At 61.0% G+C, this 13,723-nt stretch carries 11 protein-coding genes; 6 read left to right on the forward strand and 5 right to left on the reverse strand.

Annotated features, from left to right (window positions below; translation table 11 throughout):
- The first annotated feature begins 52 nt into the window (after window positions 1-52).
- The 3 genes from V8P77_RS07570 (at window position 53) to V8P77_RS07580 (ending at window position 4,387) form a co-directional block, all read left to right on the forward strand.
- Entirely contained in the window at window positions 53-358 is a 306-nt protein-coding gene (locus V8P77_RS07570) for an FAD assembly factor SdhE (protein WP_020049899.1), read from the forward strand.
- Window positions 355-3,855, forward strand: a complete 3,501-nt coding sequence (gene mfd / locus V8P77_RS07575) for a transcription-repair coupling factor (protein WP_335911461.1) — start codon at window positions 355-357, stop codon at window positions 3,853-3,855. The genes V8P77_RS07570 and mfd overlap by 4 nt, the downstream gene beginning before the upstream one ends.
- A gap of 64 nt (window positions 3,856-3,919) precedes the next feature.
- Complete coding sequence (locus V8P77_RS07580) at window positions 3,920-4,387, forward strand: OsmC family protein (RefSeq protein WP_335911462.1); 468 nt, start codon at window positions 3,920-3,922, stop codon at window positions 4,385-4,387.
- Between the two features lie 17 nt (window positions 4,388-4,404).
- Here V8P77_RS07580 and V8P77_RS07585 read toward each other — a convergent pair whose 3' ends face one another.
- The gene (locus V8P77_RS07585) at window positions 4,405-5,076 is read right to left on the reverse strand and encodes a DsbA family oxidoreductase (protein ID WP_335911463.1); all 672 of its coding nucleotides are present in this window, start codon (window positions 5,074-5,076) and stop codon (window positions 4,405-4,407) included.
- Window positions 5,077-5,138: 62 nt separating this feature from the next.
- Window positions 5,139-6,941 carry an extracellular solute-binding protein gene (locus tag V8P77_RS07590; protein ID WP_335911464.1) on the reverse strand — a complete coding sequence of 601 codons (1,803 nt, stop codon included), beginning with the start codon at window positions 6,939-6,941 and terminating at the stop codon, window positions 5,139-5,141.
- Window positions 6,942-7,224: 283 nt separating this feature from the next.
- On the opposite strand from V8P77_RS07590, the gene V8P77_RS07595 reads away from it, so the two are divergent.
- The gene (locus tag V8P77_RS07595; protein WP_025394534.1) at window positions 7,225-7,890 is read left to right on the forward strand and encodes an invasion associated locus B family protein; all 666 of its coding nucleotides are present in this window, start codon (window positions 7,225-7,227) and stop codon (window positions 7,888-7,890) included.
- Between the two features lie 114 nt (window positions 7,891-8,004).
- On the opposite strand, the gene hspQ is transcribed toward V8P77_RS07595, so the two are convergent.
- The 3 genes from hspQ to V8P77_RS07610 all read right to left on the reverse strand — a co-directional run bounded on the left by hspQ (window position 8,005) and on the right by V8P77_RS07610 (window position 10,420).
- A complete protein-coding gene (hspQ, locus tag V8P77_RS07600) occupies window positions 8,005-8,334 on the reverse strand; it encodes a heat shock protein HspQ (protein WP_003539613.1) in 330 nt (109 codons plus the stop codon).
- Between the two features lie 259 nt (window positions 8,335-8,593).
- On the reverse strand, window positions 8,594-10,003 hold the full coding sequence (glnA, locus tag V8P77_RS07605; protein ID WP_011651961.1) for a type I glutamate--ammonia ligase: 1,410 nt from the start codon (window positions 10,001-10,003) through the stop codon (window positions 8,594-8,596).
- Window positions 10,004-10,081: 78 nt separating this feature from the next.
- Window positions 10,082-10,420 (reverse strand): P-II family nitrogen regulator, encoded by a 339-nt coding sequence (locus V8P77_RS07610; protein ID WP_003539626.1) that lies wholly within the window; start codon window positions 10,418-10,420, stop codon window positions 10,082-10,084.
- A gap of 343 nt (window positions 10,421-10,763) precedes the next feature.
- Between V8P77_RS07610 and V8P77_RS07615 the strand changes: the two genes are divergently transcribed.
- A complete protein-coding gene (locus V8P77_RS07615; RefSeq protein WP_335911465.1) occupies window positions 10,764-12,236 on the forward strand; it encodes an NAD(P)H-hydrate dehydratase in 1,473 nt (490 codons plus the stop codon).
- Between the two features lie 357 nt (window positions 12,237-12,593).
- On the forward strand, window positions 12,594-13,682 hold the full coding sequence (gene pstS / locus V8P77_RS07620) for a phosphate ABC transporter substrate-binding protein PstS (protein WP_335911466.1): 1,089 nt from the start codon (window positions 12,594-12,596) through the stop codon (window positions 13,680-13,682).
- Window positions 13,683-13,723: the final 41 nt, after the last annotated feature.

Below are 13,723 nucleotides of genomic sequence, written 5' to 3' on the forward strand. Positions count from 1 at the left end.
GACAAGCCGCTTTCGAGGGTCTATAGAGGCGCATCAACAGGAAGGTAATGCCATGACAGGTGTCACGCTCACGAGTGCCGGTCTCGACCCGCGCCGCCGCCGGATCCTTTTCCGTTGCTGGCATCGCGGCATCCGCGAAATGGATCTGGTCTTCGGCCAGTTCGCCGAAGCCGAGGTCGCGGCGCTGTCGGAAGCCGAGCTCGACGAGTTCGAGACGATCATGGCGGAAGAGGACAATGATCTCGTCCGCTGGATCATGGGAACATGGCCGGTGCCTGAGCGTTTCCAGACACCGATGTTTGCCCGCATCGCCGCCTACAAGCCCGATTTTGACAAGCCCCTCAGGACGCCGGAATGATCCCTGGTTTCGATGCGAAGAAGCTTGCGGCCATTGCCGAGCCGCTGACGATCGGCAATGTGCCGGCAGGTCTTGAAACGCTGCTGCTCGCCGAACTCGCCCGAACGGGAGAGCCGGTCGCCTATGTCATATCCGACGGCCACCGCATGGCCGATCTGGAGCAAATGCTGGGCTTCGTCGCCCCTGAAATTCCGGTTCTCACCTTGCCGGCCTGGGACTGTCTGCCTTATGACCGCGTCTCGCCGAGCGCCGACACCTCGGCTCGCCGGCTGGCTGCGCTCGGCGGCCTCATCGCCCATCGCAAGAAGCCGCATGCGGCAATCGTGCTCGTCACCGCCAATGCCATGCTGCAGAAGGTGGCGCCGCAGGATGTCATCGAAAGCCTGACCTTTTCGGCCCGCCCCGGCAACCAGCTGCGCATGGATGATCTCGCCGGTCGCCTCGAGCGCAACGGCTTCGAGCGCGTCGCGACCGTTCGCGAAGTCGGCGAATATGCCGTGCGCGGCGGTATTCTCGACGTCTTCGTGCCGGGTTCCGAAGAGCCGGTCCGCCTCGATTTCTTCGGCGACACGCTGGAAAGCATCCGCAGCTTCGATCCGGCCAGCCAGCGCACGATCGGGCAGGTGCGTTCCCTCGATCTCAATCCGATGAGCGAAGTGACGCTGACGCCCGATACGATCAGCCGTTTCCGCAAGAATTATCTCTCCGCTTTCGGCGCGACCACACGCGACGACGCGCTCTATCTCGCCGTCTCCGAAGGCCGCCGTTACCCCGGCATGGAGCACTGGCTGCCGCTTTTCTACGAGAAGCTCGATACCGTCTTCGATTATTTGAGCGGCTTCCGTATCGTCATCGACCATACGGTGCGTGAAGCAGCCGAAGAGCGCTCCAAGCTTGTTTTTGACTACTACGACGCCCGCCTGAACTCCGGCCAGCCGGCCAAGGGGATGACGCAGGGCACGCCTTACAAACCGGTGACGCCGGGCCAGCTCTATCTCGACAGCAAGCTTTTCGGCAAAACCCTCGATGCGCTGGGCGCGATCCGCATCAGCCCCTTCAACGAGCATGAGGGCGAGGCACGGCGGGTCGTCAATGTCGACGCCCGCCAAGGCCAGCGCTGGGCCCGTTCGAATGCCGAAGGCGGCGGCGATGCCGAACGCATCAACATCTTCGACGTCGTCGTCAAGCATATTGCCGACCGCCGCGCCGCCGGCGCGAAAGTGCTCATCACCGCCTGGACCGAAGGTTCGCTGGAGCGCCTGCTGCAGGTGTTGAACGAACATGGCCTGGAAAAGGTCAAGCCGATCGAGGCGCTGAAGGATGTCGGTTCGCTGGCGAGAGGCGAGGCTGCCGCTGCCGTGCTCAGTCTCGAAGCAGGCTTCGAGGCCGGCGACCTCGTCGTCATCGGCGAGCAGGACATCCTCGGCGACCGCATGGTGCGCCGCTCCAAGCGCCGCAAGCGCGCCGCCGATTTCATCTCGGAAGTCGCGGGCCTCGACGAGGGCTCGATCGTCGTCCACGCCGAACACGGCATCGGCCGCTTCATCGGGCTGAGGACCATCGAGGCCGCCGGCGCGCCGCATGCCTGCCTCGAACTGCAATATGCCGACGAGGCCAAGCTCTTCCTGCCGGTCGAAAACATCGATCTTCTCTCGCGTTACGGCGGCGAAGGCACCGAAGCCCAACTCGACAAGCTCGGCGGCGGCGCCTGGCAGATGCGCAAGGCCAAGCTCAAGAAGCGCCTCCTCGATATGGCCGATGCGCTGATCCGCATCGCCGCCGAGCGCCTGACGCGCCATGCGCCGATGCTGACGACGCCAGAAGGCCTTTACGACGAATTCGCCGCCCGCTTCCCCTATGACGAGACCGAGGACCAGGATAACGCCATCGAGGCGGTGCGCTCGGATCTCGCCGCCGGCCGGCCGATGGACCGTCTCGTCTGCGGCGACGTCGGTTTCGGCAAGACCGAAGTAGCGCTGCGCGCCGCCTTCGTCGCCGCGATGAACGGCGCCCAGGTCGCCGTCGTCGTGCCGACGACACTGCTTTCCCGCCAGCATTTCAAGACCTTCTCCGACCGTTTCCGTGGTCTGCCGGTGCGCATCCAGCAGGCCTCGCGCCTTGTCGGCGCCAAGGAGCTGGCGCTGACCAAGAAGGAAGTGGCGGAAGGCAAGACCGATATCGTCGTCGGCACCCATGCGCTGCTTGGCGCCGGCATCAAATTCGCCAATCTCGGTCTGCTCGTCATCGACGAGGAGCAGCATTTCGGCGTTAAGCACAAGGAGCGGCTGAAAGAGCTGAAGAGCGACGTGCATGTGCTGACGCTGTCGGCAACGCCGATCCCGCGCACGCTGCAGCTTGCCATGACCGGGGTGCGCGAATTGTCGCTGATCACCACGCCGCCGGTCGACCGCATGGCGGTACGCACCTTCATCTCGCCCTTCGACAGCCTGGTCATCCGCGAGACGCTGATGCGCGAGCATTATCGCGGCGGCCAGAGCTTCTATGTCTGCCCGCGCCTCGCCGATCTCGAGGATGTGCATGCCTTCCTGCAGTCGGATTTGCCGGAGCTGAAGGTCGCCGTCGCCCATGGCCAGATGCCGGCCGGCGAACTCGAAGACATCATGAACGCTTTCTATGAAGGCCGTTACGACGTGCTTCTCTCGACCACCATCGTCGAATCCGGCCTCGATGTGCCCACGGCCAATACGCTGATCGTTCACCGCGCCGATATGTTCGGCCTTGCTCAGCTCTATCAGCTGCGCGGCCGTGTCGGCCGCTCGAAGGTGCGCGCTTTTGCGCTCTTCACCCTGCCTGTTAATAAGGTGCTGACGGCAACCGCCGAACGCCGGTTGAAGGTGCTGCAATCGCTGGATACGCTCGGCGCCGGGTTCCAGCTGGCGAGCCACGATCTCGATATCCGCGGCGCCGGTAATCTGCTCGGCGAGGAGCAGTCCGGCCATATCAAGGAGGTCGGCTTCGAGCTTTACCAGCAGATGCTGGAAGAGGCGGTTGCCGAGGTCAAGGGTGTCGACGAGATCCACGATACCGGCTGGTCGCCGCAGATCTCCGTCGGCACGACGGTGATGATCCCGGAAGCTTACGTGCCTGACCTGCACCTGCGCATGGCGCTCTACCGCCGCCTCGGCGAAATCACCGAGCTCAAGGAGATCGATGGCTTCGGCGCCGAGATGATCGACCGCTTCGGGCCGATGCCGATCGAAGTCCAGCACCTCTTGAAGATCGTCTACATCAAGTCGCTCTGCCGCACCGCCAATGTCGAAAAGCTCGATGCCGGTCCGAAGGGCGTCGTCGTGCAGTTCCGCAACAAGGAATTCCCCAACCCGGCCAACCTCGTCGGTTATATCGGCAAGCAGGGCACGATGGCGAAGATCCGCCCCGATCACAGCCTGTTCCTGACCCGCGACCTGCCGACGCCGGAAAAACGCCTGCAAGGTGCCGCGGTCGTCATGACGCAGCTGGCCGAGCTTGCGAAATAGAGCAATTCCAGCAAAACTGTGCCGCGGTTTTGCGTCCGGAATTGCGTGGAAAAGGGAGATGGAGATGGCAAAATACGGCGCAACGATCGCCTGGCAACGCAACGGCGAGACCTTCACCGACAACCGCTACAGCCGCGCCCACCGCTGGACCTTCGACGGCGGCATCGAGGTGAGGGCGTCTTCTTCTGCGCATGTCGTTCCGCTGCCCTATTCCGCCGAGGATGCCGTCGATCCGGAAGAGGCTTTCGTCGCCTCGCTCTCCAGCTGCCACATGCTCTGGTTCCTGTCGATCGCCGCCAAACAGCGCTTTTGCGTCGACAGCTACACCGATGCCGCCGAGGGCATCATGGAGAAGAATGCCGAAGGCCGTCTTGCCATGACCGTCGTGACGCTGCGGCCGCATGTCGTCTTCAGGGGCGAAAAGCAGCCTTCGCTCAGCGAGTTGGAAAGCCTGCACCATCGCGCCCACGACGAATGTTTCATCGCCAATTCAGTGAAGACCGAGGTGCGCTGCATTCCGGTTCTGGGCTGAAGCTGGAGCCGGCGACGTCAGTTGAGCCCCGACCGCGCCTCGGCCTTCGCCTTGGCGATATCGCGCAACGCGTTCGCCAGCACGTCGGGCGTCTGAGCGCCGCTGACGGCATATTGCTGGTCGAAGATGAAGAACGGCACGCCGTTGACGCCCATCTCCTGGGCCGCCTTGATCTCGGCCACGATCAGGTCGCGATCGGCATCGGAGGCGAGCAGCGAGGCGATGACCGAGCGGTCGAGGCCGGCCTTTTCGGCAATATCGAGCAGCACAGCATGTTCGCCGACATTGCGGCCTTCCTCGAAATTCGCCCTGAACAGCGCGGCAACGACCTTGTCCTGCTTCTCGCGGCCTTCGATCATCGCCCAGTGGATCAGTCGATGCGCATCGAGCGTGTTCGGGCCGATCTTGATCGCCTCGAAATCAAAGGCGATGCCGACCTCGCGGCCGTAATCGGTGAGCATCTTGTGCGCCTGGGCCACACGCTCCTCGCCGCCGAGCTTCTCCGCCAGCGCCTTCTTCTGGTCGACGCCTTCCTTGGGGTAGTCGGGATTGAGCCGGTACGGCCGCCAGTTGATGTCGACGCCGATTTGGTCCTGCACCTCGGCGATGGCGAGTTCCAGCCGCGCCTTGCCGAGATAGCACCAAGGGCAGACGACATCCGAGACGACGTCGATGGTGATACGCTCCATGATGATTTTCCTTATTTCTGTGCGCCTCCGAAGGAGGCATGAGGACCGGCGGTTCGCCAGTTTTACTGCGCGCTCGTATCCCACCATACCGGCAGCTGATAGCCGCTGAGCGGTACGCTGTCGGGACGGCCGATGCGCTTGCTCCGCGCCACCCATTGCTGGTCCATGTGATAGAGCGGCAGCACGTAATGGCTGGAAAGCAGCAGCCGGTCATAGGAGCGGACCGCTGCAGTGAAATCCTCCGCCGAGCGTGCCCTGAGCAGGTGATCGATCAGTGTGTCGAGATCGGGATCGTTGGCGCCGGCGAAGCTGTCGGTTCCCTCGCGCGTGCGCGCAACCGAAGACCAGCGGCCGAGTTGCTCGTTCCCAGGGGACAACGACGAGGTATAGGACTTCATGATCATGTCGTAATCGAAGCTGTTTGTCCGGCTCTGATACTGCGAATCGTCGACCGTGCGGATCGAAGCGGCAATGCCGATCGTCTGCAGCGAGCGCTGATAGGCAACTGCAAGCTTTTCTTGGTCGGCATTCTGCGTCATGATCTCGAAGGCGAACTGGCGGCCGGACGCATTGAGCATCTTGCCGCCCTGGATCGTATAGCCGCCCTGTTTCAGTTGCTCGACGGCCTGTTTCAGCACATTGCGGTCGCGGCCGGAACCGTCGGTGACCGGCAGCTTGTAGGTGCCGTCGAGAATCTCCGGCGCAATTTTGTCCTTGATCGGCCCGAGCAGGGCAAGCTCGGCCGCATTGGCGGGAACGCCGAAACTCGACAGCTCGGAATTCTGCCAGAAGCTCTGCGTGCGTTTATAGGCGCCGGAATAAAGGTTCTTGTTCGCCCATTCGAAGTCGAACACCAGCGACAAGCCTTCGCGCACCTTGGGATCGGTAAAGATCGGCCGGCGCGTGTTGAACACGAATCCGAGCATGCCGCTCGGCAGTTTCGGTGTGAACACGTCCTTGACCACAGCCCCCGAGGTGACGGCGGGGAAATTATAGGCATTGGCCCAATGACCGGGATTGCCGTCGGGATAGATGTCGACATCGCCCTTCTTGAAGGCCTCGAACAGCGTCGTGTCCTGCAGGAAATACTGGACGGTGATCTGGTCGTAATTGTCGGTGCCGACCTTGGCGGGAATGTTCTTGCCCCAGTAATTCGGATCGCGCTCATAGGTGATGCTCTCGCCGGGCTTCACCGTCTTCACCTTGTAGGGACCGGAGCCGACCGGGGGCGTCAGCGACGAACGGTCGAAGGTTTCTGGGTCGATCGCATGTTTCGGCAGCACCGGGAACAGGCCGAAGATCAGCGGCGTCTCCCGGTCGGCCTTGTCGTTGAAGGTGAAGCGCACGCTGCGCTCGCCGACCTTCTCCATCTTGGCGACGACGTTGAGGCGGTTGGCGAAGGGCACGCGGCCCTTGTCGCGCATCAGCTCGAAGGTGAACATCACATCCTCGGGCGTCACCGGCTGGCCATCAGCCCATTTCGCCTTCGGATTGAGGTTGAACTGGATGAAGCTCCTGTCGTCGTCCCATTCGACCGTTTCGGCCAGCAGGCCGTAGAGTGTGAAGGGCTCGTCCCTGGAACGCTGCATCAGCGATTCGTAGACGAGATTGCCATAATCCGGATCCCACATGCCGCGCGCCGTCGTGCGCATGCTCTTGAGGATGAACGGGTTGAGGTTGTCGAAGGTGCCGACCACGCCATAGGTGATCTTGCCGCCCTTTTTCACGTCGGGGTTGACGTAAGGGAAGTGCTTGTAGTCGGCCGGCAAGGCCGGCTCGCCGTGCATCGCGATGCCGTGCAGCGGCTCGGCAGCGACAGTGCCGCACAGCAGCGAGAGGACGAGGGGGACAACAAACCGGAGCATTCGGCAATCCTTGATCCGTGAAAACGGGGCATGATTCACGCCAAGATTATCATGGGGTCGATCGATTCCAACACGGAACGGCGATTTCTTTGGCATCGCGACGAAATGCTCCTCAAATTGCCAAAGAAATGCTGGATATCTTGAACGCTGCGATGTAACAGGTGAACCCGAAGTTTCGGGGTCATGCATTTGCCTTATTTTTTTAAGAGGTGGAGTGTCAACGACCCGATGGTTGGGGCGGCAAGACGCTGCCCCGAACGGATATCAGGAGACGGAATTCGTTATGATGTTCAAGTCTGAAAAGAAAATGCGGGCAGCACTGTCCGTTCTGGCAGTGATGTTCGGCGCCGCTTCGGCTCCGGTCTCCTCCTTCGCACAGAGTGCGGCGGCACCGGCTCCGGCCGATGCCCCGGCGCAGGCCGCAGGTGCGCCGAAGCTTGGCTGGTACAAGACCTGCAGCAAGCAGGAAGACAACGACATCTGTGTTGTCCAGAACCTGATCCTCGCCAATGGCGGCCAGCTTGTCACGGCCGTCGGTCTGATCTCGGTTTCCGGCAAGATCAATCGCAAACTCCTGCAGGTTTCGGTTCCCACGGCACGCCTCGTTCCTCCCGGCGTCATCATGCAGATCGACGGCGGTAAGGGCCAGAAGCTCGACTACGCCGTCTGCCTGCCGGACAAGTGCACCGCCGAAATTCCGCTGACCGACGCGATGATCGCCAGCCTCAAGAAGGGCAGCGATGTGATCTTCACCTCGATCAACTTCCGCCGCGCTCCGAACCCGATCAAGATTTCGCTCGAAGGCTTCACCGGCGCTTATGACGGCGAACCGGTGACCGAAACCAAGCTCGCCGAAAGCCAGCGCAGCCTGCAGGAAGGCATGCAGAAGAAGGCCGAAGAAGCCCGCAAGAAGTTGGAAGAGGCCCAGAAGGCAGCCAAGGCGCAGTAATCCTGCCACTTTCTTTGAAACAGAAACCCGGCTTCGCGCCGGGTTTTTTGTTGCGCAAAGGAAAGGCCTCGCCGGGAGAAGCGAGGCCTTGATTCAACGATCGGCACGAGTGGGTTAGTGGGCGAAGCTCATCTTGGGTTTGAACTGCCCTGAAGGGGCCTGATCGAAAATCTGGTAGATCTGCGGATTGCGAAGCGGCGTGCCGCTTTCATCGTTCATCAGGTTTTGCTCGGAGACATAAGCGACATATTCGCTTTCGTCATTCTCGGCGAGCAGGTGATAGAAGGGCTGGTCCCTGCTCGGGCGCACCTCGGCGGGAATGGAATTCCACCATTCCTCCGTATTCGCGAACTCCGGATCAACGTCGAAGATGACGCCGCGAAACGGAAAAACCTTGTGCCGAACCACTTCGCCGATACTGAACTTTGCTACTCTTTCTTTCATGGTACGACTTCCTTTCATCACCAAATTTGGTGATTGGTGTCGCGCAAATCAAGATTTTTGCGCGAGTTCGTCACATGAACGTCATATCCTCCTTCTGCATAATTCCTTAAATCGGAACCGATTTAAGGACAAAATTATGCAGCACTCCAAGTTCTACAGCATCCTTTGCGCGTCTGAAAGACGCGCGGCGCCGTAGTGGCGTCCATGACCTGGGAGGCGAAAGCCCCGGCGGGCCGGGACTTTCTGTGTTCGCGGCCGATCAGGCCGAATAGTACATGTCGTATTCGACCGGATGCGGCGTCATTTCGAAACGCATCACCTCAGCCATCTTCAGCTCGATGAAGGCATCGATCTGATCGTCGTCGAAGACGCCGCCGGCCGTCAGGAACTTGCGGTCCTTGTCGAGGCTTTCGAGTGCTTCGCGCAACGAGCCGCAGACGGTCGGGATCTTCTTCAATTCCTTCGGCGGCAGGTCGTAGAGATCCTTGTCCATGGCCTTGCCGGGATGGATCTTGTTCTTGATGCCGTCGAGACCGGCCATCAGCATGGCGGCAAAGGCGAGATAGGGATTGGCGGTCGGATCCGGGAAACGGACTTCGACGCGCTTGGCCTTCGGGTTGGAGCCGAACGGAATGCGGCAGGAAGCCGAGCGGTTGCGGGCCGAATAGGCAAGCAGCACGGGGGCTTCGTAACCCGGGACGAGACGCTTGTAGGAGTTCGTCGACGGATTGGTGAAGGCGTTGATCGCCTTGGCATGCTTGATGATGCCGCCGATATAGAACAGGCAGCTCTCGGAAAGGCCGGCATATTCGTCGCCGGCAAAGGTCGGCTTGCCGCCCTTCCAGATCGACTGGTGCACGTGCATGCCAGAGCCGTTGTCGCCGAAGATCGGCTTCGGCATGAAGGTCGCCGTCTTGCCGTAGGCGTTGGCCACCTGGTGCACGACGTATTTGTAGATCTGCATCTTGTCGGCGTTGCGCACCAGCGTATCGAACTTGATGCCGAGTTCGTGCTGGGCGGCGGCGACTTCATGGTGGTGCTTTTCGACGACGACGCCCATTTCGGAGAGCACCGTCAGCATTTCCGAACGCATGTCCTGGGCGCTGTCGACGGGGGGAACCGGGAAATAGCCGCCCTTGACGCGCGGGCGATGGCCGAGGTTGCCGGTCTCGTAATCGGTATCGTCGTTCGACGGCAGTTCGGTCGAATCGAGCTTGAAGCCGGTATTGTAGGGATCGGCCTTGTACTTGACGTCGTCGAAGACGAAGAATTCGGCTTCAGGGCCGACGAAGACCGTATCGCCGATGCCGGATGCCTTGAGGTAGGCTTCGGCCTTCTTGGCGGTGCCGCGCGGATCGCGGTTATAGGCCTCGCCGGAAACCGGATCGAGGATGTCGCAGACGATGACCATGGTCGACTGGGCGAAGAATGGGTCCATATGCACCGTTTCGGTATCGGGCATCAGCACCATGTCGGACTCGTTGATGGCCTTCCAGCCGCCGATCGACGAGCCGTCGAACATCACGCCATCAGCGAACATGTCTTCATCGACGCAGACAACGTCCATCGTCACATGCTGCAGCTTGCCCTTCGGGTCGGTGAAACGCAGATCGACGAACTTTACGTCGTTCTCCTTGATCTGCTTCAGAATTTCGCTTGCGGTCGCCATTAATGAGTGTCCTCCGATTTGCGATGACGGTGTAGGTCGGCGATGACGGTAACGGACTTTGCGCGATTGGCAAAGTGGTCAGATGGCATCAATGCCGGTCTCGCCGGTGCGGATGCGGATAACCTCTTCGACGTTGGAGACGAAGATCTTTCCGTCGCCGATGCGGCCGGTCTGCGCCGCCTTGCGGATCGCATCGATGACCGCCTCCGCGTTCTCGTCGGCCAGTACGACCTCGACTTTGACCTTCGGCAGGAAATCGACGACGTATTCGGCTCCGCGGTAGAGTTCCGTGTGGCCCTTCTGACGGCCGAAACCCTTGGCTTCCGTGACCGTGATACCCTGCAGGCCAACTTCCTGAAGGGCTTCCTTCACTTCGTCCAGCTTGAAAGGCTTAATGATCGCTTCGATCTTTTTCATGAGAAAATGTCTCTCCGCTTCTCTTGTTATGGCAGGAATTTTCCCGCTCGCCGGATATGATGCAGATATCGTGCCAGTTTGAAATCCATCTTGTCGAAAAAACACGTCGATTCTGCCAAAACCGGCGCGTTTGCGGGGAATTCCATGTGGTTTTGGCGACGGTCAGATGGAAAAACATTGTCTCCCGATCAAAATCCCATCGGAAACGGAAAAACTCATGTATTTTCGCAACTGCGAATAAACATCACGCTGAGATGAAAATATAGGCAAATGCCTAAATGGAGTCCTTCTCTTTGGTATTTCAGGCGGTTGTTTTTTAGGCGTTTTTTGATTGAATAGGATGATGAGCAAACATCTGTCCGACCTTCTTCTCACGCCTGCCGAAATGGCCGCCGTCGACGCTGCCGCGGCCGCATCCGGCATCGACTCCTTCGGCCTGATGGAGAGGGCAGGTGCCGCGGTCGCGGCCGCTGCTCTGCGCCTTCATCCCGGAGCATTGCGTTTCGCCGTCTTCTGCGGACCCGGCAACAATGGCGGCGACGCCTATGTCGCAGCACGTCACCTGCATGAGAGCGGGGCGAGAGTGGCTCTCTTCCACCTTGGCGATCCCGTGAGGCTGAAGGGCGATGCCGCGCGTGCCCGCACAGGCTGCGCGCTTGAGGGACAGGAACTCGACCTCTATCGGCCGGAAACCGGCGACGTCGTCATCGATGGCCTGTTCGGGGCGGGGCTTGGCCGCGAAGTGTCGGCCGATGTGCGTGCGCTGATCGAGCGCGTCACCGAGGCCAGTATTCCCGTGCTCGCCATCGATCTACCCTCCGGCCTCGATGGCCGTACCGGAAAGGTGCTGGGTGCCGCCTTCCGGGCCTGCAACACCATCACCTTCATGACCCGCAAGCCCGGCCATCTGCTGATGCCGGGCAGAGAGCTTTGCGGTGAACTGGAGGTCTTCGACATCGGTATCCCGGCCCGCATCGTCAGGGCTGAGGCAGGCGGCCTCATCGCCGAGAACACGCCGGATGCCTGGAAGAGTGCGCTGCCGGCCGAGCAACTGGAAACCCACAAATACAAGCGCGGTCATCTGGTCGTCTTCTCGGGCGAGGCCGACAAGACGGGTGCGGCACGCATGTCGGCAATCTCTGGCCTGAAGGCCGGCGCCGGCCTGGTGACGATCGCCGCCCCCCGCGCGGCGATGGCCGCCAATGCCGCGCATCTGACAGCCGTCATGCTGCATGCCATCGACGACGAGGCCGACCTCGGCGACTGGCTCTCCGACAAGCGGCTGCAGACCTTCGTCCTCGGCCCCGGCTTCGGCATCGGCGCCAGGGCACGCGGCTTCGTCTCGGCCCTTGCCGATCGCCACCTGGTGCTCGATGCCGACGGCATCTCCTCGTTCAAGGATGATCCGCAACAGCTGTTTGATCTCTTCCGAGGTGAGCCGCGTCTGGTGTTGACACCGCACGAGGGCGAATTCGCGCGGCTCTTTCCCGATATCGGCGGCGACGATGGACTCGGCAAGGTGGATAAGGCTGTCGCCGCCTCCCGCCGCGCCAATGCCGCGATCATTTACAAAGGCGCCGATACCGTCATCGCCGCACCCGACGGCCGTGCGCTCATCAATACCAACGCTCCCGTCTGGCTTGCCACCGCCGGCTCAGGCGACGTGCTTGCCGGCATCATCGGCGGATTGCTCGCCCAGGGCCTGCCGGCCTTCGAGGCCGCGGCCGCCGGCGTCTGGCTGCACGGCGAGGCCGGCCAACGTGCCGGCAAGGGGCTGACGGCGGAGGAGCTTGCAGCCGAGGTATTGCCGCTTTAGCGCCGCCGCATCCTCCTGCACCTCGAACGCAGAAGCAATCCGCACTGTCCCCGACATGTCTGGCCGTGGCGTAGGCTGGGTTGTTTTAACATTGTAAATGCGGCCGACGTGTCAGTTGAGTGACGGGTTTTATTTCGAATTTTTAGAGCGACATCGATCAGCGAAAGAATGTCCTGCGCCCCGAATCAGCAATCCGTAAAACTAAACTGTCATTAAAATGTTAATGAATGGAAATACTTAATGGTGTCAGGAATTCCTGTCGGCTGAACCACGGGGGTTCGTACGGCCGGTCCTGAGCTGATCTGGTGTGAATTCTGATCGAAGTCCGCAGTAAACGGTTGCGAGGGGGAAGCGCCGATGGAACGTTTTTTTCGGCAAGTCCACAGAGTGACGACCGCCGCCCGCTTTGCCGGACTTGCGGCAATTGTCGGTTCACTCTTCATCGCTCCTGCAGCCATGGCCGAGCCCATTCGCGGCGCCGGCTCCACATTCGCGGCACCCATCATCGCGAAGTGGGCGGAGATCTATGAGAAGGCGCGGATGGATGACGGCGACTTCAGCTCACCCGATTGGACGGTAGACTACGAGCTCGTCGGTTCGCTGGCAGGTCTGATGCGCCTTGACCAGCCGGAGCTGGATTTCGCTGCGACCGATGTGCCTGTCTCCCACGACGAGCTTTTGAAGCATGGCCGCCAGCAGTTTCCGATCGTGCTCGGCAGTGTGGCGATTGCCGTCAACCTTGACGGTATCGACAAGGGCCGTATCAACCTGACTGGCCCGCTGCTTGCGAATATCTATCTCGGCAAGATCCAGTCATGGGCCGATCCTGCCATCAAGGCGATCAACCCGGCGATCAGCCTTCCCGATCAGAAAATCAGCCCGGTTACCCGCAAGGACGGGTCAGGCACCACCTTCATGTTCACCGAATACCTGACCTCGGCAAGCCCGGAATGGAAGGCGGCACATGGAGCGGATACGCTGATCGCCTGGCCTGTGGGGACGAGTGTCGAGGGAACCGGGGATCTCATTCGCGCAGTGCAGGCAACCAAGGGGGCGATCGCCTATGCCGATTTTGGCCAGGTCGAACGCGCAAACCTGCCCTATGCCGCTGTTCAGAACAAATCGGGCCAGTTCGTAAAACCGGGACCGGATGGCGTGCGGGCTGCCGCCAGCACCGCCTCATGGGATGAAGCGAAGGATTTTTCGGTGTCGCTCACGGATCAACCGGGAGAGGCGGCCTATCCAATCAGCGGGGCGACATTTGCTGTCGTTCCCATGACGGGACAGGCGCCCAATCGCTATCGCCGCGTGCATGATTTTTTCCGCCTGGCGTTCGAGACAGGCAGTAAGGACGCCGAAGCGCTGGGCTATGTGCCTTTGCCGCCGCAGCTCGTCAGTCAGATCGTCAAATACTGGCTGAAGCAGGATGCATCCGCGAGCCAGTAAATCGTTCGCGCGCATGATACGCGGCCGGGACATCCCCGACC

Origin of the sequence: Rhizobium aouanii (assembly GCF_037002925.1) — a bacterium.
GTDB lineage: Bacteria > Pseudomonadota > Alphaproteobacteria > Rhizobiales > Rhizobiaceae > Rhizobium > Rhizobium aouanii.

What these genes read in the sequence shown, in the direction of transcription:
- V8P77_RS07570 (WP_020049899.1), top strand. Translation starts at nt 53, where the DNA reads ATGACAGGTGTCACGCTCACGAGTGCCGGTCTCGACCCGCGCCGCCGC.
- V8P77_RS07615 (WP_335911465.1), top strand. Translation starts at nt 10,764, where the DNA reads ATGAGCAAACATCTGTCCGACCTTCTTCTCACGCCTGCCGAAATGGCC.
- V8P77_RS07590 (WP_335911464.1), bottom strand. Translation starts at nt 6,941, where the DNA reads ATGCTCCGGTTTGTTGTCCCCCTCGTCCTCTCGCTGCTGTGCGGCACT.
- V8P77_RS07610 (WP_003539626.1), bottom strand. Translation starts at nt 10,420, where the DNA reads ATGAAAAAGATCGAAGCGATCATTAAGCCTTTCAAGCTGGACGAAGTG.
- mfd (WP_335911461.1), top strand. Translation starts at nt 355, where the DNA reads ATGATCCCTGGTTTCGATGCGAAGAAGCTTGCGGCCATTGCCGAGCCG.
- pstS (WP_335911466.1), top strand. Translation starts at nt 12,594, where the DNA reads ATGGAACGTTTTTTTCGGCAAGTCCACAGAGTGACGACCGCCGCCCGC.
- V8P77_RS07595 (WP_025394534.1), top strand. Translation starts at nt 7,225, where the DNA reads ATGATGTTCAAGTCTGAAAAGAAAATGCGGGCAGCACTGTCCGTTCTG.
- V8P77_RS07585 (WP_335911463.1), bottom strand. Translation starts at nt 5,076, where the DNA reads ATGGAGCGTATCACCATCGACGTCGTCTCGGATGTCGTCTGCCCTTGG.
- hspQ (WP_003539613.1), bottom strand. Translation starts at nt 8,334, where the DNA reads ATGAAAGAAAGAGTAGCAAAGTTCAGTATCGGCGAAGTGGTTCGGCAC.
- V8P77_RS07580 (WP_335911462.1), top strand. Translation starts at nt 3,920, where the DNA reads ATGGCAAAATACGGCGCAACGATCGCCTGGCAACGCAACGGCGAGACC.
- glnA (WP_011651961.1), bottom strand. Translation starts at nt 10,003, where the DNA reads ATGGCGACCGCAAGCGAAATTCTGAAGCAGATCAAGGAGAACGACGTA.